24 protein-coding genes and 2 pseudogenes are annotated in these 21,943 nt (G+C 68.2%); 9 read left to right on the top strand and 17 right to left on the bottom strand.

Annotated features, from left to right (window positions below):
* From AC2CHE_RS23140 to AC2CHE_RS23105, 8 genes and pseudogenes are all read right to left on the bottom strand, one after another.
* Nucleotides 1–739: ABC transporter permease (locus AC2CHE_RS23140; RefSeq protein ID WP_484506960.1), on the bottom strand; the 739-nt coding region annotated here is incomplete at its 3' end.
* Nucleotides 730–1,398 carry an ABC transporter permease gene (locus tag AC2CHE_RS23135; RefSeq protein ID WP_484506958.1) on the bottom strand — a complete coding sequence of 223 codons (669 nt, stop codon included), beginning with the start codon at nt 1,396–1,398 and terminating at the stop codon, nt 730–732. The genes AC2CHE_RS23135 and AC2CHE_RS23140, both read right to left, overlap by 10 nt.
* A gap of 205 nt (nt 1,399–1,603) precedes the next feature.
* Nucleotides 1,604–2,352: pseudogene (locus AC2CHE_RS23130) on the bottom strand (ABC transporter ATP-binding protein).
* Nucleotides 2,353–2,535: 183 nt separating this feature from the next.
* A pseudogene (locus AC2CHE_RS23125) lies at nt 2,536–3,655 on the bottom strand (IS630 family transposase).
* A gap of 123 nt (nt 3,656–3,778) precedes the next feature.
* Entirely contained in the window at nt 3,779–5,044 is a 1,266-nt protein-coding gene (locus AC2CHE_RS23120) for an IS701 family transposase (RefSeq protein WP_484506959.1), read from the bottom strand.
* A gap of 94 nt (nt 5,045–5,138) precedes the next feature.
* A complete protein-coding gene (locus AC2CHE_RS23115) occupies nt 5,139–5,372 on the bottom strand; it encodes a hypothetical protein (RefSeq protein WP_484506957.1) in 234 nt (77 codons plus the stop codon).
* Between the two features lie 201 nt (nt 5,373–5,573).
* Nucleotides 5,574–6,995, bottom strand: coding sequence for an MDR family MFS transporter (locus AC2CHE_RS23110; RefSeq protein ID WP_484506956.1), 1,422 nt, complete (start codon nt 6,993–6,995; stop codon nt 5,574–5,576).
* Between the two features lie 92 nt (nt 6,996–7,087).
* Nucleotides 7,088–8,035 carry an NAD(P)/FAD-dependent oxidoreductase gene (locus AC2CHE_RS23105; RefSeq protein WP_484506955.1) on the bottom strand — a complete coding sequence of 316 codons (948 nt, stop codon included), beginning with the start codon at nt 8,033–8,035 and terminating at the stop codon, nt 7,088–7,090.
* A 78-nt stretch (nt 8,036–8,113) separates the two neighbouring features.
* Between AC2CHE_RS23105 and AC2CHE_RS23100 the strand changes: the two genes are divergently transcribed.
* Entirely contained in the window at nt 8,114–8,554 is a 441-nt protein-coding gene (locus AC2CHE_RS23100) for a MerR family transcriptional regulator (RefSeq protein WP_484506954.1), read from the top strand.
* A gap of 242 nt (nt 8,555–8,796) precedes the next feature.
* Here the strand turns inward: AC2CHE_RS23100 and AC2CHE_RS23095 are convergent, their stop codons facing one another.
* Nucleotides 8,797–9,687 carry an IS3 family transposase gene (locus AC2CHE_RS23095; protein ID WP_484506953.1) on the bottom strand — a complete coding sequence of 297 codons (891 nt, stop codon included), beginning with the start codon at nt 9,685–9,687 and terminating at the stop codon, nt 8,797–8,799.
* Nucleotides 9,684–9,971 (bottom strand): transposase, encoded by a 288-nt coding sequence (locus tag AC2CHE_RS23090; protein WP_484506952.1) that lies wholly within the window; start codon nt 9,969–9,971, stop codon nt 9,684–9,686. The genes AC2CHE_RS23095 and AC2CHE_RS23090 overlap by 4 nt, the downstream gene beginning before the upstream one ends.
* A gap of 86 nt (nt 9,972–10,057) precedes the next feature.
* Here AC2CHE_RS23090 and AC2CHE_RS23085 point away from each other — a divergent pair, with 86 nt between their 5' ends.
* Both AC2CHE_RS23085 and AC2CHE_RS23080 read left to right on the top strand, forming a co-directional pair.
* Complete coding sequence (locus AC2CHE_RS23085; protein ID WP_484506951.1) at nt 10,058–10,849, top strand: hypothetical protein; 792 nt, start codon at nt 10,058–10,060, stop codon at nt 10,847–10,849.
* A 186-nt stretch (nt 10,850–11,035) separates the two neighbouring features.
* Nucleotides 11,036–11,368 (top strand): hypothetical protein, encoded by a 333-nt coding sequence (locus AC2CHE_RS23080; RefSeq protein WP_484506950.1) that lies wholly within the window; start codon nt 11,036–11,038, stop codon nt 11,366–11,368.
* A 43-nt stretch (nt 11,369–11,411) separates the two neighbouring features.
* On the opposite strand, the gene AC2CHE_RS23075 is transcribed toward AC2CHE_RS23080, so the two are convergent.
* The 4 genes from AC2CHE_RS23075 to AC2CHE_RS23060 are packed head-to-tail and all read right to left on the bottom strand — an operon-like array spanning nt 11,412 to nt 13,131.
* Nucleotides 11,412–11,693 carry a hypothetical protein gene (locus AC2CHE_RS23075; protein ID WP_484506949.1) on the bottom strand — a complete coding sequence of 94 codons (282 nt, stop codon included), beginning with the start codon at nt 11,691–11,693 and terminating at the stop codon, nt 11,412–11,414.
* Nucleotides 11,690–12,025, bottom strand: coding sequence for a hypothetical protein (locus AC2CHE_RS23070; RefSeq protein ID WP_484506948.1), 336 nt, complete (start codon nt 12,023–12,025; stop codon nt 11,690–11,692). Before AC2CHE_RS23070 ends, AC2CHE_RS23075 begins: the two co-directional genes overlap by 4 nt.
* Nucleotides 12,022–12,633, bottom strand: coding sequence for a hypothetical protein (locus AC2CHE_RS23065; RefSeq protein ID WP_484506947.1), 612 nt, complete (start codon nt 12,631–12,633; stop codon nt 12,022–12,024). Before AC2CHE_RS23065 ends, AC2CHE_RS23070 begins: the two co-directional genes overlap by 4 nt.
* A gap of 30 nt (nt 12,634–12,663) precedes the next feature.
* The gene (locus AC2CHE_RS23060) at nt 12,664–13,131 is read right to left on the bottom strand and encodes a hypothetical protein (RefSeq protein ID WP_484506946.1); all 468 of its coding nucleotides are present in this window, start codon (nt 13,129–13,131) and stop codon (nt 12,664–12,666) included.
* 251 nt (nt 13,132–13,382) lie between these two features.
* Between AC2CHE_RS23060 and AC2CHE_RS23055 the strand changes: the two genes are divergently transcribed.
* Nucleotides 13,383–14,477, top strand: a complete 1,095-nt coding sequence (locus tag AC2CHE_RS23055) for a type I restriction endonuclease (protein ID WP_484506945.1) — start codon at nt 13,383–13,385, stop codon at nt 14,475–14,477.
* Nucleotides 14,474–15,094 (top strand): hypothetical protein, encoded by a 621-nt coding sequence (locus AC2CHE_RS23050; RefSeq protein ID WP_484506944.1) that lies wholly within the window; start codon nt 14,474–14,476, stop codon nt 15,092–15,094. The genes AC2CHE_RS23055 and AC2CHE_RS23050 overlap by 4 nt, the downstream gene beginning before the upstream one ends.
* Nucleotides 15,095–15,641: 547 nt before the next feature.
* Here AC2CHE_RS23050 and AC2CHE_RS23045 read toward each other — a convergent pair.
* The 3 genes from AC2CHE_RS23045 to AC2CHE_RS23035 all read right to left on the bottom strand — a co-directional run bounded on the left by AC2CHE_RS23045 (nt 15,642) and on the right by AC2CHE_RS23035 (nt 18,053).
* Entirely contained in the window at nt 15,642–16,022 is a 381-nt protein-coding gene (locus AC2CHE_RS23045) for a hypothetical protein (protein WP_484506943.1), read from the bottom strand.
* A 112-nt stretch (nt 16,023–16,134) separates the two neighbouring features.
* Nucleotides 16,135–17,259: a hypothetical protein gene (locus AC2CHE_RS23040; protein ID WP_484506942.1), complete on the bottom strand. Its 1,125-nt coding sequence runs from the start codon at nt 17,257–17,259 to the stop codon at nt 16,135–16,137.
* Complete coding sequence (locus tag AC2CHE_RS23035) at nt 17,256–18,053, bottom strand: hypothetical protein (protein WP_484506941.1); 798 nt, start codon at nt 18,051–18,053, stop codon at nt 17,256–17,258. The genes AC2CHE_RS23040 and AC2CHE_RS23035 overlap by 4 nt, the downstream gene beginning before the upstream one ends.
* A gap of 559 nt (nt 18,054–18,612) precedes the next feature.
* Here AC2CHE_RS23035 and AC2CHE_RS23030 point away from each other — a divergent pair.
* From AC2CHE_RS23030 to AC2CHE_RS23015, 4 genes are read left to right on the top strand one after another with little or no spacing between them, the layout of a single operon-like run.
* Nucleotides 18,613–19,134 carry a hypothetical protein gene (locus tag AC2CHE_RS23030; protein WP_484506940.1) on the top strand — a complete coding sequence of 174 codons (522 nt, stop codon included), beginning with the start codon at nt 18,613–18,615 and terminating at the stop codon, nt 19,132–19,134.
* Between the two features lie 50 nt (nt 19,135–19,184).
* Nucleotides 19,185–19,709 (top strand): hypothetical protein, encoded by a 525-nt coding sequence (locus AC2CHE_RS23025; RefSeq protein WP_484506939.1) that lies wholly within the window; start codon nt 19,185–19,187, stop codon nt 19,707–19,709.
* 6 nt (nt 19,710–19,715) lie between these two features.
* A complete protein-coding gene (locus AC2CHE_RS23020) occupies nt 19,716–20,936 on the top strand; it encodes an MAB_1171c family putative transporter (protein ID WP_484506938.1) in 1,221 nt (406 codons plus the stop codon).
* On the top strand, nt 20,933–21,862 hold the full coding sequence (locus AC2CHE_RS23015) for an oxygenase MpaB family protein (RefSeq protein ID WP_484506937.1): 930 nt from the start codon (nt 20,933–20,935) through the stop codon (nt 21,860–21,862). Before AC2CHE_RS23020 ends, AC2CHE_RS23015 begins: the two co-directional genes overlap by 4 nt.
* Nucleotides 21,863–21,943: the final 81 nt, after the last annotated feature.

The raw sequence follows: 21,943 nt of genomic DNA, 5'->3' as shown, positions 1-21,943 counted from the left end.
GCCCCCGCTCCCCGGCGCGACCGCCCCGCCCGCCCCCCCCCGCCCCGCCCCCCCCCCCCCCCCCCCCCCCCCCCCCCCCCCCCCCCCCCCCCCCCCCCCCCCCCCCCCCCGCCGGCTGATCCGCCCGCCGCCGCTTTAGGCGAGGGTGACGAGGTGGACCGCGGCGACCGTGACGAGCGGCGCCAAGAGCGTGATGCCGGTAGCGGCGAGGACCGGCGCCACCCGGGTGGCCAGTCCGAGAACGGCACGACTGCGCGCCCCGGGTGACCAGCGAGCTACCGGCGACCGCCAGGACCCCGACGCCGAAAAGCACGACGGCCACGCCGAGGCCGAACGTCAGAACCAGCAGCAGGGCGAAGCCGGCATGACGGCCACCGAGCGCCTCGACCGGGCTGACCTTGGCCACCCGGCGCGCGACCAGCCAGCCGGCGAGCCGGGCGCTGGTCATGCACAACACCAGCGAGGCGAGGATCGGCAGCGGCCCGACCTGCATCTGGAAGTCCGGGGGCATCGCGCCCGCGAAGACAAACACGCTGCGCATCGCGAAGGAGAGCAACAGCCCGGGGATCGCTCCGACCAGTGCGCCCGTGAACGACACCAGGGTCATCTCGGCATTGATCATCCAGTGGATCTGCTTGGGCAGCGCGCCGATGGCGCGCAGTAGGGCCAGCTCGCGCCTGCGCTGCCGCACCGACAGCGCGAGGGTGCTGGCCACCACGAACACCACGATCAGCACCATCGTGCCGCCGAACGACGCCGCCGTCTCCACCACCAGGCTGCGGGCGTCACCGACGTCCCCAGGAACTCCACGTCGCCGCGTTCCGCGCCGGTGTGCACCACCACGTCGGACACGGCGGCCTGGATGCTCTCGGCCAGTTGCTCCGGGGCGACGCCGGGCGCGGCGAGCACACCTATCGCATCCACCCGGTCCGCCCGGCCGGACAGCCAGGTCGCCTGGTCGTCGGTGAAGAAGACGGCGGACTGCCGGTTCAGTACGTTCGGCGCGGTGGCCAGGCCCACCACCCGGTAGGACGACGGGATCGAGCCGACCACGATCTGCACCGTCGCGTCGATCCCCAGGTCGCCGCGATCAGCGAGCTCGGCGTCCAGCACGACCTCGCCGGGCGCGGCGGGAGCGTGGCCCTTGCTCACCTGGAAAGGCGCGAGAGCCGCCGCGGACCAGCCGTGCCCAAGCACCGGGAAGTCCTGTGGGCCGCTCACCACGTCGCCGTCCGGGGCGAACAGGCTGACTCGCACGTCGACGTCGCCGATGGCGGACCGGACACCGGGCACCGCGGCGACGGAGGCTACCTCGTCGGCGGGCAGGGTGACGCGCTCGCTGTAGCGGACCTCGGAGCTCTCGTCCAGCCAGAAGGACTGCTGGGCGCCGAGGACCACGGCCGCGGCCGAATACCGCTCGGGGTGACGCCGCTTCCGAACCCGGACTGCAGCAGGACCCCGCACGCGGTGATCACGGCCGATCCGGCGACGATCGCGACGAAGGAGCCGCCGAATCCGCCCTTGTTCCCCTTGATCGTGCTCCACGCCAGCTTGAGATCGCTGGGCAGCGGCACCACGAGGCGGATCAGCCGCCGGATGCGGCTCATCCTCCCTCGCCCAGGTGCGTCATACGCGACGCGACCTGCTCCGCAGTGGGTCGGGTCAGCTCGCCCGCGACCCTGCCGTCGGCCAGGAACACCACCGAGTCGGCGAAGGAGGCGGCGACCGGGTCGTGGGTGACCATCAGCACCGTCTGGCCCATGTCGTCCACGACGTGTCGCAGCAGTTCCAGGACCTGTTTGCTGGACCGGGTATCCAGGGCACCGGTCGGCTCGTCCGCGACCACCGCGTCTGGGCGGGTGATCAGCGCGCGGGCAACCGCCACCCGCTGCTGCTGACCGCCGGAAAGCTCGCTCGGCCGCCGCTTCAAGTGGTCGCCGAGGCCGACCGCAGTGAGCACTTCTCGCAGGAACGTACGGTCGGTCTTCCGGTCCGCCAGCCGCAGCGGCAGCGCGACGTTCTCCTCGACGGTCAGCGCCCCCAGCAGGTTGTACGCCTGGAAGACGAACCCGATCCGGTCCCGCCGTAGCTCGGTCAACTCGCTTTCCGACCAGCTGGACAGCTCCGTGTCACCCAGCATGACTCGGCCCGACGTCGGCCGGTCCAGACCGGCCGCGCAGTTAGAAATGTGCTCTTGCCCGACCCGGACGGGCCCATGACGGCGGTCAACGTACCGCGTGGGAAACCGGCTGTCACCGCGTCGAGAGCCCGTACCGTGTTCTTCCCCGACCCGTACTCCTTCGACACCGACTCCAAACGCACCGCATACGACGATGTTCCGAATGTCGGCATTGCATGAGTATTTAGCGAATTGGCCGCGGCGGCTTCGGCATGCGGGAAGCGCCGTCTCGACGGATCCCTCGTTAACCTCATGCCGTCCGATGCTAGGAACGGTGGCAGCCCGGAGCGATACCCCTTACCGCCGGAGATTAGGTACAGCTAGTGCTCTGACCACGAATGTTCACGGTGTTGGGGTCAGGCCGCTCTGGTGGCGGGTTGGCCCCAGCGTCGTTGGCGTTCGCTGCGGATGCGGGCTCGTTCGCGGCGTTGGGCGGCCAGGACGTCAGGGTGGCGGGTGTTGGCGTTGCGCCACCGCAGGTAGGCCTGCAACCGCCGGGTCAGCACGGTGTGGTTGGGGTGGTTGGAGCCGGCGATGACGAAGGTGCGTAGCGGCCCGAACTGGGCCTCGATCGGGTTGGCCCAGGAGGCGTAGGTCGGGGTGAAGCACAACTCGACCTTGTTCCGGGCCGCCCACGCCCGGATCTTGCGTCCTTGTGCGCGGACAGGTTGTCCAGGATCACGTAGATCGGTGCCCCGTCCCGGGCGGGCGGCCCGGATCGACTTCAAGGCGGTGAGGGTGTTCGCGGCGCTCTTGCGGCGTCGGACGACGCCCCCATAGTTGGTCGTCACCCACGGAGTAGCAGCCGTGGAACTGCCGGACACCGTGCAGTTTGTGGTAGTTCGCGGGCAGCCGATGTGGGTGCCCGGCCGGAGCCCACCCTGTGCCGGCCTGCGGACGGATCACCAGGGGACCGAACTCGTCGAACGCGAACACCCGCTGCGGGAAGTGGCTGCTGACGTACTCGATCCGGGCGAGTTTGGCATCGCGGTGCGGGTCGGTGGACTCCTTCCACGTCTTGGTCCGTTGGAAGGTGATCCGGTGTCGGTGCAGGATCTGCCGTAGCCGTTCCCGGCCCACCCGAACCGGTCGAGTCGAGTGAACGCGCAGGTGGTCGGCGAGCTTGCGGACGCTCCAGCGGATGAACGGCCGCCCCAGTTTCTCGGGGCGGGTGTTGGCCGTCTCGACGATGAACTGCTCTTCGTCGCTACTGATCTGGCGGGGACGGCCACCCGCCCACCGAGGGTCCAGGCTGGCCATCCCCATCTCGTTGAACCGGTGGATGACCTGCCGGATCGTGTCCTCGTCGGCCTGGACCAGGCGGGCGATGGCCGGCACTGTGTTCCCGCCGGCCGAGGCGAGCACAACCATCGCCCGTCGCAGTCGGATCGGGGAGCCGGTCCCCCGGCGAGTGATTCTGAGCAGCTGCTGACCCTCCTGATCACTCAGCCGCCGCACACGTACAAGATCTGCCACCGCCACAGCCTGACCGGCACAACGCCGCCCGACCGACAGGCCGGACGGCGTGTCATCCAACACCGTGAACGTTCGTGGTCACGGCACTAGCTGTAGTGCTAGTACGGCAGCCGCCGTTTGGGATCATGGCTGAAGTTCAAGGTTGAGTCGGCGTGTGTAGTGGGCTCGTCGGGCGCGGGCTTGATGCCGTCGCCGCCAGCCTGACCAGTGCAAACGATGGGCGAGGTTGGTGATCGGGCGGATGAGGCAGGCGTTGATCAGGCGGCGAACCTCGTTGACGGTCAGCGTGATCAGTCCCGTGTCGGTGGGCTCGTCGTGGGTGGTGTCGGCGGCGCTGATTGTCAGCACGGCGAGAGCGGCCAGGGCGAGGGTGGTGAACCGGTGCCAGGAGTCCCAGCGGCGGACCTGGTGCTGGTCCAGGCCGACCTGGCTCTTCGCGGCCTGGAAGCTCTCCTCGATGCTCCAGCGGATCCCGGCGACCCGCACGAGCTGGGCGAGGGTGGCCGGTCTCGGGGTCCAGCAGCGATAGAAGGCCAGCTCACCGGTGGTGCTGTTGCGGCGGATCAGGAGGCTGTGCCGGCCGCCGTCGTCGGGGTCGGCGTCGGTGCACACGTCATCGAGCCAGGCCCAGTCGTAGAAACGCGGCCCCTTGGATCCGGCGCCGGCTGAGCGGCGCTGCCATGCCGAGGAGGGTAGATCAGCGGCGATCTGGTCGGCGCGGACCCGGGTCTTGCCGCCGTCGAGGGGAACCAGGTGGCTGCAGGACACCGCCAAGACGTAGCCGATCTCGTGTTCGCGCAGGCCAGCGCGGAAGGCGGCGCTGTTGCCGTAAGCCTCGTCCGCGGCCACCCACCCGGCTGGCACCCCGGCGCTCAGGGCCTCGGTGATCATGTCGGCGGCCAACTCCGGCTTGGTGGCGAACTCGATATCGTCGGGCACCCCGGCAGCAGCACACCGGTCCCGGTCGTCAGTCCACGACGCTGGCAGATACACCCGCCGGTCGATCAGGGTGTGCCCGTCGGCGCCGGCGTAGCCCAGGAACACCCCAACCTGACTGTTCTCGATCCGCCCTGCCGTGCCGGTGTACTGGCGTTGCACTCCGACCGTGTACGTCCCCTTCTTCAGATCGCCGGTCTCGTCGACGGTCAGGACCGCGTCCGGGGCGCCGAACCGGCCGGCGATCAACTGCCGCAGGTCATCACGGACGGCGTCGGCGTCCCACACCGCCCGGTACAACAACCGCTGCATCGCATCCGGCCGAGCATGCCCGGCCTGCTCGGCCAACTGCCAACACGTCTTGACCTCAAGGTCAGACAACAGCCCCGTCACGAACTGTCCGGCCGCACGGCGCGGCTCCACCCGCCCGAACCGGCCCGCGAAACAGCCCAGCACCTCGGCCAGCACCCGCTCCCACCGACCAACAGCTACGCTGTGGCACGCGGCCACCGCAAGATCTGAAGTTATGTCCACAACATACAGACGATCACGCGGTGGCCGCCTCGCGTCCACCCCGGTTCACCAGCAAGATCTCAAACGGCGGCTGCCGTACTAGGCTCTGCGGACCGAAGGTGGTGGGACGCATCGCCGGGCCGGGTGGGTCGCCGTTGTCCAGCCGGACCAGCGCCACCCTGCCCGCGTCGGCAGGCAGGTCGACGAGGTCGAACGCCGTGGTGGTGACGGTCTCGGTGGGCGGCGGAGGTGCGTCCAGTGTGGTCATGTCGGTGACGCTACGGAGCCAGTCGAGTCGTTCCCAGCGCCGATCGGGTAACCAGAACGGGTACATCGACGCGCCGCCCGGGGTGGCTGGTCCCCGGGTCGGGCCCGGTCACCTGGACAGCTCGCGATCTGCCTCCCGCCGCGACGAACGGGGTCGCGGCGGGAGGCAGATCCGGGATGGCGCAGCCGACGGCCATACGGGTCAGCCACGTGCCGGGACGTCCGCGTCGGCCTCGGCGGGCCCGGCGGGCCCGGCGTCGGCCGGCATGGACTTGCTGCCGAGTGTCTTGGCCGGCACCGCCACGGTCAGCGCGAGCAGCAGCAGCGCCAGCGGGATGCCCCACACCATCACGTCGGGGATGGCGTTTGCCACCTCCGGGCCCGCCTGCGCGTCCGAGCTGAGTTGACGGCTGAGCAGGTTGCCGAAGAGCGCCACGCCGAGGGACATGCCGAGACCCCGGATGGAGAGGATCGCCGCCGACGTGGCGGCAAGGTCCCCGGGCTGCACGGCGTTCTGCGCGACCGTGACGAGCAGCTGCATGATGAAGCCGACGCCGACGCCCATGACGAGCAGCGCGACGACGACCATTCCGTACTTGCTGTCGGCGTCCAGCAGGCTCAGCAGCCCGAAGCCGGCGGCGATGGCGATCGGCCCGGCGATCAGGAACGGACGTGCGTTGCCGTTGGCGCTGACCCGGCTCCCTGAGAGGAACGAGGCCACCACGAAGGTCAGCATGTACGGGTTGATGCCGAGCCCGGCCACGGTGGCGCTGATGTCGAACGCGCTCTGCAGGTAGGTCGGCAGGAAGACGATCGACCCGTACAGCAACGCGCCGAGCACGGCCGTGGCCGGCAGGATGAGCCGGACGGTCGGGTTGCTGAACAGGCGCATCGGCACGACCGGAGAGGTCGCTCGCCGCTCCCAGAAGACGAACAGGGCGAACAGCGCCACCGTGCCGACTGCCAGGCTCAGGATCGTACCGGACAACCAGTCGTAGGTACGACCGCCCCATTCGGTGGTCAGGAGCAGCGCCACGACGGCGCCGACCAGGAGCGCGGAGCCCAGGAAGTCGATGCTCGGCCGGCTGGTCGGCCGGGGCAGCCGCAGCGCGAAGGCCACCAGCAGTATCGACAGCACGCCCAACGGCAGGTTGATGTAGAAGATCCACCGCCATCCGGCCGCGTCCGTGAGCGCGCCGCCGACGAGCGGGCCGGCCAGGCTGGCGATGGCGAAGAGGGAACCGACCGCGCCCTGCATCCGTCCTCGGCTCTCCGGCTTCACCAGTTCGGAGAGCGCGATGGTGGGGATCGCGAACAGCGCGCCGGCGCCCACTCCCTGCACGGCGCGATACACGATCAACTGGCCCATGGTGTCGGCCAACGCGCAGAGCGCGGACGCCACAGTGAAGACGAGCATCGCGACGATGAACGTGCCTCGGCGGCCGAAGCGGTCGCTGAGCCGGCCGTACAGGGTGCCGGTGGCGGTGGACGCCAGCACGTACGCGGTGACCACCCAACTGATGTTGTCGATACCGCCGAGGTCGCCGGCGATGTTGGGCAGGGCGATCGACACCACCGTCTGGTCCAGCACCGAGACCAGGATGCCGAGCGCGAGACCGATCACGGCCAACGGAACCTTGCTACGGCCGGCTCCGGCGCCCTGGTCTCCCACTGTGGCGTTCGGAGTCGATGCGGTCTCTTCTCGAGTCACGGTAATCAGCTCCGGGCGTTGGCGAACGGGTTGGGCAGGTCGTAGTCGACGCTCAGCAGGTCCTGGTCGATGATCCCGGCGGCGATCGTGCCGCTGGCTGCGGCGACGATCACCGCGGAGACCGGCATCGGGACGGTGGGACGCCGGGCCATGTCGCCCGCGGCGTAGACACCGGGGACGCTGGTCTGGCCGAATTCGTTCACCTCGACCGCGTCGTCGGGGAAGATGGCGCAGCCGAGCTGCGCGGCGATCGGGGAGCGCTGCCGCAGGACGGTCTTGATGAACATTGCCGACCGCTCCAGCTCCGGGCCGGTCTCGAACCGGATGGCGCGCAGGTCCGGGCCGTCCGCGCGGACCGCGGTGACCCGTTCGGTGCGGACCTCGACACCGGCCTTCTCCAGGGCGCCGGTGATCGGCGCCGGCCACTCGGCCGGGCCGTCGGTGCAGAGGACGACGTCGTCGGTGAAACGGCTCAGGTGCACGGCCAGCCGCACCCGGTCCGGGGTGGCTCCGACCACGGCGATGGGTCGACCGCTGATCTCGTACCCGTGGCAGTAGGGGCAGTGGAACGCGGAGCGTCCCCACAGCGGCGCGATGCCGTCGATCGCGGGTAGGTCGTCGGCTAGTCCGGTGGCCAGCAGCAGTCGACGCCCGTGTTCGACCTGCCCGTCGGCGAGGGTGACGGCGAAGGCCTCGGCGCCGTCCCGCTCGACCCCCGAGACCTCGGCCACCCGCAGCCGTACGCTCGGGTAGTGGCCCAACTGCTCGGCGCCGATGCGCCGGATCTCGGTCGGCGGCGTGCCGTCCTGGGTGAAGAAGTTGTGGACGTTCTCCGCCGGTGCGTTGCGCCCCTCGTCGGTGTCGAGAACGAGTGTGCTCCGGTGTGTCCTGCCGAGGCACAGCGCAGCGGATAGACCCGCCGGTCCACCACCGATTACGATCACATCAAACACAGCGTGTCCTCCTCGCACAGCGGTGTTGTTCTCCGTTGTCGGCTTGACTGCCCTCCTACTCTGGAATCTCATGTCAACATGAAGTCAAGTGGCACGCCGAAGATGATGACCATCGGGCAGTTGGCCGAGAGGTTCAGGTTGGCAACCCATGTGCTCCGGCACTGGGAGGCGGTGGGTCTGCTCACCCCGGCCGCCAGGGTTAGCGGTCGACGCCTCTACCACCACGAGCACATCGCTCGGGTGACGCTGATCCTGCGCGGCAAGTCCGCCGGGCTCAGCCTGGATCAGCTCCGCGACGTGCTCGCCGCGCCGAACGGCGTCATGCGACGCAAGCTGCTGGCCGAACATCACGCCGAGTTGGAGCGGCGGATACGGGAGACGGCCGCCGCCAAGGAGCTGATCGAGCACGCCCTCGAGTGCTCGGCGGATGACTTCACCCAGTGCCCCGCGTTCCGCCATCTCGCCGAAGCGGGCCTCGGGACGGTCCCGATCGGAATGATCGGCGGTCCCCGGGGCTGAGCGCCCGACGTCCGATCCACCGCGCCGCCTTCCCACGGTCAACGCACGGTGCTGACCGATCGGGTACCTCACGTTCAGGGGTCGAAGGGCGCTGCCGGTCCCGGCAGCCGCGCCGCACCATTGCGCAATGGCACGGACCGCCATCGCGCGGCGACCGGTGGTGCGTCGGGCGGTGACGTCGTCGCGCCGAGCCGGGTCGTCCGTGTCCTGTGTGTCAATCCCCTGGAAGCGTGGAGGGTTGTTTAAGCTGCCTGAGCCCGGCGGGCTTCGGCGATGAAGTGTTCGTAGTCGATGGGTGACATGCCGTCGCAGGCGCTGTGACGTCTGCGGACGTTGTAGAAGTCGACGATCCAGGTGGCGATCTTGAGTCGGGCCTCGGATCGGGTGCGGAACCGCTGCCGGTGGATGTACTCGACCTTGATGGTGGAGTTGAACGCCTCCGCGGCGGCGTTGTCCAGAGCGCATCCGACCCGGCCCATCGACTGCAGGACACCGAGACGGCGGCAGGCCTTGGCGTAGTCAGCGGCGGTGTACTCGCTGCCGCGGTCGCTGTGGAAGATCACTCCGTCCACCTGGCCGCCGCGGGTCGCGGCGGCCATGCTCAACGTGGCCTGGGTCAGGTCTACGTCGTGATGCGCGCTCATCGCGTAGCCGAGCAGCCGGCGGGAGTACAGGTCGATCACCGTGGCCAGGTAGAGCTTGCCCTCGTCGGTGACGACCTCGGTGATGTCGCCGCACCACAACACGTCCGGCGCGACGGCCGTGAACTGCCGCCGGACCCGGTCCGGTGCCACCGGGCGTTTGCCCTGCTTGGTGAGGCTGCGTCGGCGCTTGGGGGTGCGTCCGGCCAAGCCCAGCTGCGCCATGCGGGCCGCGACGGTGTTGGCCGACACCTGCCACCCGCCGGCGTGCAGATCGAGGATGATCCGCGGCGAGCCGTAGGTGCCGCCGGAGGCGTCAAACGCCGCCCGGATCGCAGCATCGAGGGCGTCGCGGCGGGTCTGCCGCGCGGTGGGTTGCCGGTCACGCCACTTGTCGAACCACGACTCACTCAGCCCCAGCGCCCGACAGGTCACCGCGTGCGGCACGGCGTGCTCGGTCCTCTGGGCGACGACGAACCCGGCCACAGTCACTTCGTCGCCTCCTTGACCCACAGGACCACGGATCGCTTGAGCACATCGCGCTCCATCGCCAGCTCGGCGTTCTCCTTACGCAGACGAGCCAGCTCGGCGCGTTCGTCCTCACCGAGACCGCCCGCGGCGGCCTCACCCCGAGCCCGCCGGTCCTGCGCCACCCAGTTCGCCAGGGTGCCGTCGTTGATCCCCAAGTCCCGAGCAACCTGCGCGATCGGCTTACCCGTCTCCCGCACAATCCGCACGGCGCCCTCGCGGAACTCCCGGTCAAACCGACGTCTCATCTCAGCCATGACCATCTATCCCCTTAGGTCCGGCCTCCACGCTATCGGGGGAACCTCAGGTCGGCCCTCAGGTCGCACACGCCTGGATGACCTACCAACACGCCCGCTACCCGCAGCTCCTCACCGCCCTACCCACACTGCTGGACACCACCCACGGCACCCGGAGCCTGCTAGTGGCCACCTATCGCCTCACCGCCGCCGTACTCATCAAACTCGGCCATCCGCACCTCGCGTGGCTCGCCGCCGACCGGGCCGTCACCACCGCCGCCGACGGCCCCACTCTCACCGCCACCGCCACGATCACCGTCACGCAGGCACTCCGCGCGCTCGGCCACCACCAACTCGCCCTCACCGCCGCCCTCACCGCCGCGGACAGGGCAGACGACCACGCCGTACGCGGAATCCTCTACCTCCAGGCCGGGCTCGCCGCTGCCAGCTCCGCTGATCGCCGCAACGCCCACGACCTGCTCGACCACGCCGCCGCCCTCGCCGATGTGGGTACCAGCGACACCGACCCGCTCCATACCAGCCTCGGACCAGCCGCCGTCCAATCGGCCCGCTTCCTCGCCGCCCACCACCTCGGCGACACCACCGAAGCCGTTCAACGACACGAACACACCATCCGCAGCGACGGGTGGCGACGGTTACCACCCGAACACCGCGCCGCCCACCTCATCGACGCGACCCGGGTGTACCTCGACACCGGCAACCCCACCCGCGCCCGGCAGACCCTACTCAACGCCGACAGCGTCGCCCCTGCCGAGGTCCGTAGCCGCCCGGTCGCCCGTACCCTGCTAGCCGAGATCATCCAAAGCGGACCGGTGGCGGCCGACGTAGTACGACTGGCCACCATCGTCGGCCTGACCCGACAGCCCTGACCCGCGCGACTCGCCCTTTCAGGGCTCGCCCGTCCACCTGAATTTGACGTCCGCCCAGCGAGCTGAACCGCGTTCGGACGAGCCGGCGGAGACCCTGCCGACGCTCTTCTGGCAGCAACTGCCGGTTGCTATCGTCAGCGCATGGTAGCGGGGAGTAAGGCGAACAGACGACGGTCGCGCAAGGCAATGTCCCCTGAGGAGCAAGCGCAGGCTGCCCGTGAGGTTCGGGGCGCAGTCGCCGACTTCCAGGAGGTGGCCTACGCCAACCTGCGGAAGGCGGTTGCCAACGTAGCCATCTTCTTCGGCTTCGTCGGCGTCTTCGCCATGGTCGCTGGCGTAGCCGATGGGCAGCGTCTGATCCCGATGACGATCCTCGTGCTCGCCGGCGTGGCCGGAGTGGCTTACTACCCCGCCCGGCAGCGCGAGCAGCTTGGCCTGCGGATTCTCCTGGTGTCCAGCGCGCTCCTGGTGATCGGGCTCGCCGGGCTCGTCTTCGTGGCATCGGTGCTCGAGAGGTGAGCTTATCCGTCGAGCCGACCGCGTTGGTCAGCTACTCGCCCGCTTACACGGAGTCGCGGACGATCGCCAGGCCGCAGCCGGCGAGGAACCCCGCCAACACGAGCCCAATACGGAGCCAGGGCACATCCTCAGTTCGCTTGATTCCGATCGACAGGGAGATGCCCACGCAGCTGGCGATGACCAGGCAGATGACGACGGACAACGTTCGGTACGCAGCGCCGTTCAAGGGCCACCAGGCCCAGGTGCCAAAGACCGCGGGCACGAACAGAAGGAGACTAAGACCAAGCAGCGGAATCGCGATCTTCCACCGCGTCCATGCGCTCATCGCTGGTGGCCCCTCTCAGGACGGCCATCGTCCTCTGCGTCGTCCTCGTCCAGCAAGGTCAGATCGCCCGCATCGTAAAATAGCCGAGCCTGCCGTTCGAACTCGGCCCGCTCGTCCGGAGACATCGCGTCGCGGCGGGCCATGGCCTCTGCGAACGAGGCATGCAACGCTGTAGCGTGCCACGACATCGAGGCAGTGGTCCGCAGGTCCGCCTCGCCGTCGAGGACATTGCGAGCCAGCGAGCCAAGAGGATCATCGGGTCCCCGGGTGTTCGCCAACTTGGCGAGCACGGCACGGGCAAGTGGCTGCTGGGTGATGTCGTTGTCGGTCATCGCTCCGCCAGGGCCGGGTGCTGATAGGGGTCTAGATCAGGAATCGATGCCACTTCAACGCCGGCTCTGACCATCTCGATCGAGCCAGCAATTCCTTTGAAGATCATTTCAGCGTTGCCGAAGATGGTGGAAATTTCGTCGTACAGGTCGTATGCCTGCCAGGCGTAGTAGGCAGCCACGCTGTAGCCCAGGACGGGACCCACACCGGTCTTGATCGTGGCCGTGCCTACAGCCGAGGCAGCGTTGATAACGATAAGCACATCGATGAGTTTGCCGATCAGAGCGGTGGCGGTTGAGAAGAGTTTCTTGGCCGCTTCGGCTGCACTGGTGTACAGGTCCGCGTACTGGTCGCAGACCGTGTGTAGTGCACGGGTCGCCACGCCGACATTGAGTTGGTACTCCTGCTCAGCCTCTGCCGCGTTGCCTCGCCACACGCTGGAAACGTCTGCTGCGCCGGTGATCAGGTTGCGGCCGACGTCATCCATCGCGTTGCCGAGGATTCGCCAAGCGGCGGCGCAATGGACGTAGGATTTCCAATCACCGCTGAGCGCTTTTCCCCAGCCCTCGAACGGGTCTTTTCCGAACAGCCACACGCTGATCTGCCGCAACCATGCACTCGGGCTGACCAGATCAGAGAGCTAGTTGATCTCAAATGTCTCGATACCGATGATATAGCTGGGAGTTACCAGTCGTGCCGTTGGCTCTGCCACATCCGTGAAGGGTGACCGAGGAGCCACGGGCCACAGGTCCGGTCTGGTTGGTCCAGCTAGCGTGCCACGGAGGCTGGACGGGTCGCGGGCGCCAGGGTAAGTCTGGTCGAGATCTGCTGCCACCTCTGCGTCAGATGTCGAGTAGTCGCGCTGAGCCAGATTCACTTGAGTCGCGGCGTTCCGCAACAGCGTCTTGAGTCGCTCCAGACCTTCGCTCATTTGGCGGTAAGCATTCCGATGAGGTCCGGCCAGAAGGAAGATGTAACCCTGCTGCTCAAAGGTCAAATCACAATGCCGGGCCAGATAGTGGGATCCCTCTGCTGCATCTTCCGATGCTCGATGCAGAACGTTGTATAAACCATCCATGCCGTTAACGTCTACGTAGAACCCACTCATCCGGTCACCTTCACTCCCCCGCCACCTTGGATGATCGCACGCGATCACACCGAACGTCCACGGTCGCCGTCGCGCCCCGGGCGTACCGCGCCGTGGTCGAGAGGTGACTGTTCGGTACGCCCACTTCTCACTAGGCTCCACCGGGTGGGCGCGGCCGGGCAGCCCGGCCCACCGATGGGGGAGGCGACCATGGCGGTGCATCACGAATCGGCGTTCGGTGACGCGATCGTCGCCGCGCTGCTGGCCAACGGTTGGGCGGGGGCGATCGGGCCGACTACCGTCCCGACCTCGGTCTCGACTCTGCGCAGCTCTTCACCTTCATCGGCGCGACCCAGGCCGAGGAGTGGGAGGAGCTGGTCACCCGCTGTGGCGGTGACCAGGAGGCCGCCCAGCGCGAGTTCGTCAAGAGGCTCGATCGGGCGATCACGGACGACGGCCTGCTCGACGTCCTCCGCAAGGGGTTCAAGATTCACGGTCTGCGGTTCCGGGTGGCGTACTTCAAGCCGTCGTTCGTGGAGTCGGAGGCGATCCTGGCCGACTACCGCCGCAACCGGCTCACCGTCGTGCGGGAGTTGGCGTATGCGACCAAGCAGGCCGACCGGGGCAACCGGCTCGACCTGACGCTGTTCGTCAACGGCATCCCGGTGGCCACCGCCGAGTTGAAGAACCCGCTCACCGGCTCCGGGGTGGAGCACGCCAAGGAGCAGTACCGGAGCAAACGTGACCCGACCGAGCTGATCTTCTCCCGTCGGGTGGTGGCGAACTTCGCCGTCGACCCGGACATGGTCTTCGTCACCACCCAGCTTCGCGGCAAGCCGACCGTGTTCCTGCCGTTCAACACCGGTAGCGCCGGGCCGGGTCGTCCCGGCGGTGAGGGCAACCCGCCGGCCACCGAGCACGGCAGGTACGCCACCTCCTACCTGTGGGAGGAGATCTGGCACCGGGACAACTGGCTCGACCTGCTGGAACGCTACGTGCACCTGCACCAGGAAAAGGGCGCGGGTGGGCGTACCCGAAAGGTGTTGATCTTGCCCCGCTATCACCAGTGGCATGCGGTGAAGCGGCTGACCGCGCACGCGGCCCGGCACGGCGCCGGGCACAACTACCTGGTGATGGCCTCGGCCGGCTCAGGCAAGTCGAACACCATTGCCTGGCTCGCCCACCGGCTGTCGTCGCTGCACACCCCGAACGACCCGGCGGCGCTCGACCCGGACGCGCTCGCCGCGGGCGTGAAACCCGGCAGCCCGGTCTTCGACAAGGTCCTCATCATCACCGACCGGCCGAACCGGACTCCCAGCTCCGGGACACCGTCGGCAGCTTCGAGCAGACCGCCGGGCTCGTCGTGAAGATCGACGATCGGTACGGCGCGAAGTCGGAGCAGCTCGCCAAGGCACTCTCCCAGGAGACCGGCAAGATCCTCACGGTCACCCTGGCCACCTTCCCGGCGCTCGTGGATTACCTCAAGCGCAGCCCGACCGAGATCCGGGGCAGCCGATTCGCGATCGTCGTGGACGAGGCTCATTCGTCGCAGTCCGGTGAAGGTGCCACCGACGTTCGGCGCGTGCTCCGCGACCTCGGCCTCGACGCCGACTCCGACGACCCGGGCGCGATCAGCGCCGCCGGGCCCCAGACCGCCGAGGAGAAGCTCGCCGCCAGCGCCCGCAGGCGGCAGCGCAGCGCCAACCTCTCCTACTTCGCCTTCACCGCCACGCCGAAGCACAAGACCCTCGAAGACTTCGGCACCCTCGGCGAGGACGGCAAGTACCACCCGTTCCACACCTACTCGATGCGGCAGGCGATCGACGAGGGCTTCATCCTCGACCCGCTGCGCAACTACGTCACCTACGACACGTACTGGAAGCTGGTCAACGAAAACCCGGATGAGCGGGAGGTCAGTTCCCGGGCGACCGCCCCCAGGCCGCTGTTGGCGGTCCAGGTGGCGGTCTCCGCCGCCGGACGGTAGATCTCGGTCAGGTGACCATGCCCCTGGTTGAGCCATTCGGGTAAGGCGAGGTCGATCATGACCATGCGCGAGGTGAGCCTGGCAACGTCGGCGATGCCCGACTGGACACCTCCGCCCGCTCGAATCGCGAGCCCTTCCGGTGTCCGGGGTCCCTGTCCTGGAGGAACGTGGCTGGCCAGGATGTCACCGATCACGCCGACGACATCTGCGACCCGGTTCAGCGAGCGGGCCGGTTCGGCAGTCACCGGGGCGGGAGAGGGCGGGAACTGCCGCTCGACGATGCTGGCGGCCCGAAGCCCGACGTAGAGCTGGGTCAACCGCTGGCCGCGTCGCCGCAGGATGGTCGAGGCGCCGGCTCGATCGGGCACTTCAGGTATTGGGCGTCCGCCGACCAGTAGCTCGGTCACTCGGGCCAACTGTGCGTAGACGGCAGACCTGGCAATCACGACCGGGTTGATGTCTGCCGCGCTGCCGGCGGGCCGCTGTTCCATCGCTGCAGCTGCCATACGTACGGCCCGCTGCGCTTCCCTGTGCCAGTGGCCGATGGTCATGCCAGGGCCGCCGCCGCACGCCGTAACTGCTGGGCACCGGCGTCGTGGTGGAGTCGACGAGCCAGGTCGTCTCGCCCGTCGGCGGCCAGCCGCTCGTGGTACCGCGCAAGCTGCTCCACCAGCGTAGCCACAGCCAGCCGGGTGGCAGCGTCGTCGCGAACCGGTGCCGCTGCGTCAACGACCACGTCGTCGTGATCCGGGTGGAGCCTCGCCCGAATGTCGAGCAGTTCCAGGCCGAAGTGGTCCCAGGCGAAATCGGTCCCGGCCAGGCGCTTCCAGGCTTCGATCGCCAGCTCGACGGCTGCTGCCGCAGCGGTGTCGTCTGCAGCGTCCGTCAGTCGAGCGCCGACCTGTCGCGTTGCCTCGATGTACTCCATGCCGCCAGCTTCTTTCGACGTCAGCAAGGTCGTTCACTCCGTTCGGTCGGTTTCTCAAAGGTCAGTTCGTGGTCAGGGTTCGCCGGTAATCGGCCGGACGTTCGCGAACGGTCTATCCGCTGCTGCTCGCAGCGAGCAGGTCAGGCAGGAGTTTGCGCAGCAGGGCGTACGTGACCGGCGCAAGGTCCTCGGGCACCTCGGCCTCGCGGACCCGCATCAGCTCCCCCAGGAGGTTGCGCAGCTCCGCGGTGTGTCCCTCGGCGTGGGCGGCTCGCATGATGTCGTGCCAGGGCCCGTCGTCGCCACGCTCCGGGTCGGCCAGCCAGGCTTGCTGCACGGCCCATCGAGCACCAGTTGGATCGCCGGCGTCGAGGTAGAGCTCGGCGAGTTCGTGGGCGGCGACCCGACGGCTGGCGTCCTTGACCTGCTGATCGGGCCACAGTGCGTCGGTGAGCTGCTCGGCGGAGGCTCCACGGGCTCCACGTTGGGCGAGATAGACGATGAGTTCGGCGTGGAAGCGGCGGCGTTGGTCGGGTACCGGTCCGGGCGCGTCGACCGTGACCGCGCCGAGGACGCTGATCCGTGGTCGGATGGTGTCCTGCTCGCGCCAGGCCCGCAGGTCCGAATCCAGCTGCGGGTCGGCTTGGCGGCGTCGCTGTCGGATCGCAGCGGTGACCTCGCGCCGTGGGGTGGCGACCGTGTGGGTGTACTCGACGCGGGGCACGGCAACGATGGGGTCCAGCCGAGCTGCTGTATCGACAGAAGCGGTGGCGCTTACTGCCGTGACCGGCTCGTCCGCCGTCAGCAGGGCGAGCACGGAGCCAGCGGCATCGGTGCCGTCCGCCCATGCTTCCGGCTCGGGTGCCGGCGGGGTCTGCTCGTCGGTGGCGGCCCGGGCCTGCGTCATGATCTCGACGAGCGGTTCCAGCTCGCGTACGGGTAGTCCTGCCGCCGCCCCTTCGACGAGGAGGAACGGCAGGGCGAGGTGCAGTTGACCGTCCTGGTTGACGATGGCGGTGTTCGGGCCGGCGGTCGCCTGGGCTCTGGTTGTACTGACCACGGCGACGGCGCACCGACCGGCGCCTCGCAGTTCCTTACCGAGCTCGTCGAGCACGCCAAGACCGTCCTCGTCGGGTTCGGCGACGAGCAGGACCTGGGGTGCCCACGCCTCGCCGACGTCGGTGATCCGACCGGCGAAGGTGTCCGCTGCGCCAGCTGCGCCAAGCGCTGCCGTCACGGCCGCCGCTCGCCGCTTCGGAGGGGATTCCCCCGTAGAGGCCGCAGGTGCGGATGGTCCAGTAGCCGTCGGTCCGCTCCCCGGAGGGCGGCGAGGTCCGCCTGACGTAGCAGGAGCCGTCCCACACGCCGAGGCCGTCGACCACACAGGGCACGGCTTGGCCCTCGTAGCTGCAGCCCTGGCCGGCACCACCACCGCCGTTGTTGCTGCCACCGTTGTTGCCGCCACCCTCGCTGCCCGGGTTCTCGACCACCCAGTAGCAGTTGCCGAGCGCGTCGCAGTGCTCGTGGTCGGCGTGCGCCACGCCGGGTGCGAGCAGCGCGCCGCTGCCGACCGCCACGACCAGGGCCACGACCGCTCGCCGGATCAGCATGGCCGCTCCGTTGGGCGTTGACCTCCCGGATGCGCCACTGACCGTCGTCGAACAGTTCCGCCTTGGCGATCACCACGTACCTGGTGGCCTGCCCCTCGGTGCGCACCGATTCGCCGGTCTCCTTGGAGACCACGTCCCACTTTTCGCCGTCGAAGCAGTCCTCGATCTCGGCGGTGAAGGGCCGCTGGCTGGTGTCGACGCTGTTCACCTTGGGTGCCGAGGTTGGCTGGCCCTTCGTGACGAGCCCCTGCTGGAATTTGATCAGCAGGTCCTGGCGCACGGTGAGTAGCGCGGGGTCGGCCACGAACTTGTCGAGCTTCGCGTTGTAGTCGCCCTTGTTCGAGGCGGTGACGTAGGCCTTCACGTAGTTCCGGTAGGCCGCGAGCGCCGCCGTGCCGGCGTCGACGTCCTCGGTGTTCACCGTCGGGGACGGGGATGCCGATTCAGTCCTTGTGGTACGGCTCGGGTCGGCAGCCGGCTCCTCACCCGTGCAGCCAGTTACTCCGCCATAGTCCGAAACGGCCAGGCAACATGCTCCTACCCTGCGGGCTGTGCTCGCGGTGGCGATCAACGTGATACCTCCTCAGGTCACCCAGAGCCACTGTCGCCGGGCCGCCGGCAAGGAATGGCTCCCCACCGAGCGACCCAGCGACCCCTCCCATAAGCGGCGGCCGGGCAGCGGCACCGATGACGGTGACCCCTGCTGACGGCCGAGTGCGCGAGCGAGCATCGCGAAATGCACTCCCGATGCACGCCGCGCGGAGCCGAGCCCTTGCACTGATGGATCCCCCGTTCGGATGGTCGGAACAGGCAAAACACCGACCACACAACATGCGTTGAGCAGTTCTGCGTAAGCACTCAACAGGCGTTGCTCCAAACAGGAGCGAGCATACGCTCACTTTGCGTGTTGATGTCAACACCTGTTTTACTGGGACCCGCATCTGCGACACTGGCGTTTAGTCGTTGAAGGGTGGCGAGTGATGACCGACGATCAACATGTTGAGCAGGAACTACCGCCCCTCGACAACCTTGCCGCCCGGCTGGAGTACCTGTTCGAAAAAATCCGCCCCACCGCCGACGAGCTCGGCGACTCCCACGAACCTGGCCGGAAGTACACCAACAAAGAGATCGCCGACAAGATCAATGCCACGGCGAGCGAAACCGGTGTCACCATCAGCGCCGCCTACATCGGAGAGCTGCGCCGCGGCGTGGCCAGCGATCCCCGCACCTCTCACATACGTGCTCTGGCCTCGGTATTCGGTGTGAACACCGGCTACTTTGTGGACGACGCCGCCGCACGGCGCATCCAGGAACAGCTCACGCTGCTCAGCGAGCTTCGCCGGATGGACGTCAAGCAGGTAGCGCTGCGCCAGGTCCTCACCGACACCGGACTATCCGCCACAGACACACAGCTCATCGAGCAAATGGTGGCCCGATTGCGGGCCGTGGCCGAGGGCAACAGCCCCGGCGAAGAACGTGCCGCACCGGACGATCGCACTTGACCGTGCACATCCTTCGGTGGCAGTACGCTGACGAGCAGGGGAAAGCTGACGTGAGTTTGCACCGACTGCGCAAACGCTGCGAGAAGATCGTCGCCGAGCTTGAGGTACCGGAGCCATTCGAGATCCGGAAGCTGTGCGATGCGCTCGGAGAACAGCGCGGCCGGCCCATCCACCTGGTGCCGATCAAGCTTCCCGCCCAGACGGTATGCGGTATGTGCGTGCCGACCGGCGAATTCGACGCCATCTTCTTCGAGCAGGACACCTCGCCCCTGCACCAACTGCTGATCATCGGCCACGAGTTGGGGCACCTGATCGCCGGCCACCGGGCGACCGAGGTGTTGGACGCCGACGCCTCACGCCTGTTGCTGCCGGACCTCGATCCGCAGTTGGTCCAACGCAGCCTCGGCCGGAGCAACTACGCCGCCGCGGAGGAGCGCGAAGCCGAGATGATCGGCTCGCTGCTACTACGACGGGCCCGTGAAGGGCACAGCGACGCGGACGACGAACCGCTCGACAGCACGCAGGCTGAGCTGTACGGCCGACTGCGGCACCAGCTGGAAAACCCACACAGGTAGCGCGCGATGGACACATTCCTCTACGCCGTATGCGCGGTAGCCGGCTGGTTCGCGCTCGGCTACATGCTGCGTCTCCAGCGCCGGCATCCCAGCCATGTCCGGGGCGCAATCTGTGTCGGACTCGGGGCGTTCGCCGCCGGGATCACCGTCGCGATCCCGCCGATCGCCACCGCGATCGATGAGGTATCGGGCATGCCCAATCTGGCCAAGCTCATGTCCCACGCCGGCGCACTCACCATCTCCGCGAGCGCAGAGAACATGCTCCTCTACCTGGCGCTACCCCCGGCGAAAGCCGCCGTTCGCGCCCGCTGGTGGATCTGGGTCACCGCGTCCGCGTTCCTCGTCATGACCGGCCTGTTCGCCTACACCCTCACCTACGACGAGCCGGTGCTGCTGACCGTCGAGTACGCGACGGACCCCGTCGTCACCGCCTACCTACTGATCTTCCTGGTACTCGGCTTCTTCGCCTACTGCTTCGACATCACCCGACTGTGCTGGAGCTTCGCCCGGATCTGCGGGCGCCCCTGGCTGCGCCGCGGCCTCCGCATCACTGCGGTAGGTGCCGCCTTCGCCCTGCTCTACAGCCTCAACAAGGTGGGCTATCTCATTGCCTACTGGGCCGGCTACCAACCGACCGGCGAGCGGGAGATCGCCGCCGTGCTGGTGACCATCGGCGCGCTGCTCATCACGATCGGCCTCACCATGCCAGCCTGGGGACCCACCCTCCGGTTCACGCGACGGTGGGAGGACTTCCACTCGTACCGCCGCCTCGAACCACTCTGGCGAGACCTCATCACGGCCCTACCCGAACTCGAACTCGACCCGAACCTGCGCCGTCCTCTCACGGCTTTGCGCGACATCGACTACGCGTTGACCCGCCGGGTCGCCGAGATCCGCGATGCCCGCCTGGCACTACGGCCGTACCTGGATGTCGGTGTGACCGCCCTGGCCGAACGGTTCGCCGAGCAGGCAGCACTGACCACGGACGAACGGCGGGCAGCTGTCGAGGCAGCCCACCTGGCCTGCGCCCTGCGTCGGCGTCGCGCGGGCATCGTGGCCACGCATCCGCAGCCCGCCGACGAACTGCACCGCCCAGGCGGCGGCTATGCCGGGGAGGTCGCCTGGCTGACGCTCGTCACCGATGCGTATGCCCAATCACCGGTGGTGGCCCAGACGCTCGCCGCCGAGGACTACCCGCAACCGACGGCTGGAGACGCCCGCCGATGAGAGGCCGCTACCGGAACCTGGCCAGTATCCGTGCTCTGGATCCCGAGCAGGACTACCTGGCGATCTACCAGACGATGCTGCGCTACGAGTTTCCGTGGGACATGAAGCTCGGCCTCAACCTCGCCTTCAACCGCTCCTTCTCCATCCCGGCCATCGCCGCGGTGCACACGGCCACCGGCGAGCTGACGGAACGCACCCAGAAGCGGCTCGACGACACCGGCCTGCTCATGTACGAGATGGTGCTCAACGGCTTCGAGCAGCCACGCGGCCGAGACGCCCTGCGACGGGTCAACCAGATCCACCGCCCGTACGACATCCCCAACGACGACTACCTGTACGTCCTCGGCTGCCTGGTGGTCATCCCCACCCGTTGGCTGCAGCAGTACGGCTGGCGCCGCCCCTGCTGCCACGAGCTCCAGGCCACCTACGTGTTCTATCGAGAGTTGGGCCGGCGGATGGGCATCGCCGACATCCCCGAGTCCTACGAGGACTTCGAGGCTTGGTTCGACGCCCACGACGCAGCCCACCTGAAGCCCAACGACGACGCTGCCGCCATCGAGCGCGCCACCCGCATGCTGATGCTCACCCGCATCCCCAAACCCCTCGCTCCACTCGGCAACGCCCTGGTCAGCGCCACGTACGACGCACCACTGCGCCGCGCCATGCAGGTCGACGAACCAGCCTGGCCTGTCCGGACCGGCCTGCACCTGGCGCTGAAGGCACGCGCACGGCTCCAACGCTGGTTCGGAACGCCACCGACCACGCCGCTGTTCGCCGACGGCATCAACACCACGACCTACCCCGACGGGTACGACATCAGCCAACTCGGTCCGCGCTTTCGGGGTCGATCCAGCCGACCTGGGAGATCAACCGGGACGTGCGACGCTGGTAACGCTCTAGTACGGCAGCCGCCATTGGCTAGTTGACCAGGGCGTATTCGCGGTTGAGTCTGGTGCGTTGGTGGAACCAGCGGGCGCGGGCTTGGTGGCGGCGTCGCCAGGTGCTCC

Source organism: Micromonospora sp. ATLC16, from assembly GCF_057196645.1.
This window is presented reverse-complemented; position numbering and strand designations above follow the sequence as displayed.

What these genes read in the sequence shown, in the direction of transcription:
- AC2CHE_RS23115 (WP_484506957.1), bottom strand. Translation starts at nt 5,372, where the DNA reads ATGACCACACTGGACGCACCTCCGCCGCCCACCGAGACCGTCACCACC.
- AC2CHE_RS23100 (WP_484506954.1), top strand. Translation starts at nt 8,114, where the DNA reads ATGAAGTCAAGTGGCACGCCGAAGATGATGACCATCGGGCAGTTGGCC.
- AC2CHE_RS23090 (WP_484506952.1), bottom strand. Translation starts at nt 9,971, where the DNA reads ATGAGACGTCGGTTTGACCGGGAGTTCCGCGAGGGCGCCGTGCGGATT.
- AC2CHE_RS23085 (WP_484506951.1), top strand. Translation starts at nt 10,058, where the DNA reads ATGACCTACCAACACGCCCGCTACCCGCAGCTCCTCACCGCCCTACCC.
- AC2CHE_RS23080 (WP_484506950.1), top strand. Translation starts at nt 11,036, where the DNA reads ATGTCCCCTGAGGAGCAAGCGCAGGCTGCCCGTGAGGTTCGGGGCGCA.
- AC2CHE_RS23075 (WP_484506949.1), bottom strand. Translation starts at nt 11,693, where the DNA reads ATGAGCGCATGGACGCGGTGGAAGATCGCGATTCCGCTGCTTGGTCTT.
- AC2CHE_RS23070 (WP_484506948.1), bottom strand. Translation starts at nt 12,025, where the DNA reads ATGACCGACAACGACATCACCCAGCAGCCACTTGCCCGTGCCGTGCTC.
- AC2CHE_RS23060 (WP_484506946.1), bottom strand. Translation starts at nt 13,131, where the DNA reads ATGAGTGGGTTCTACGTAGACGTTAACGGCATGGATGGTTTATACAAC.
- AC2CHE_RS23045 (WP_484506943.1), bottom strand. Translation starts at nt 16,022, where the DNA reads ATGGAGTACATCGAGGCAACGCGACAGGTCGGCGCTCGACTGACGGAC.
- AC2CHE_RS23030 (WP_484506940.1), top strand. Translation starts at nt 18,613, where the DNA reads ATGACCGACGATCAACATGTTGAGCAGGAACTACCGCCCCTCGACAAC.
- AC2CHE_RS23020 (WP_484506938.1), top strand. Translation starts at nt 19,716, where the DNA reads ATGGACACATTCCTCTACGCCGTATGCGCGGTAGCCGGCTGGTTCGCG.
- AC2CHE_RS23015 (WP_484506937.1), top strand. Translation starts at nt 20,933, where the DNA reads ATGAGAGGCCGCTACCGGAACCTGGCCAGTATCCGTGCTCTGGATCCC.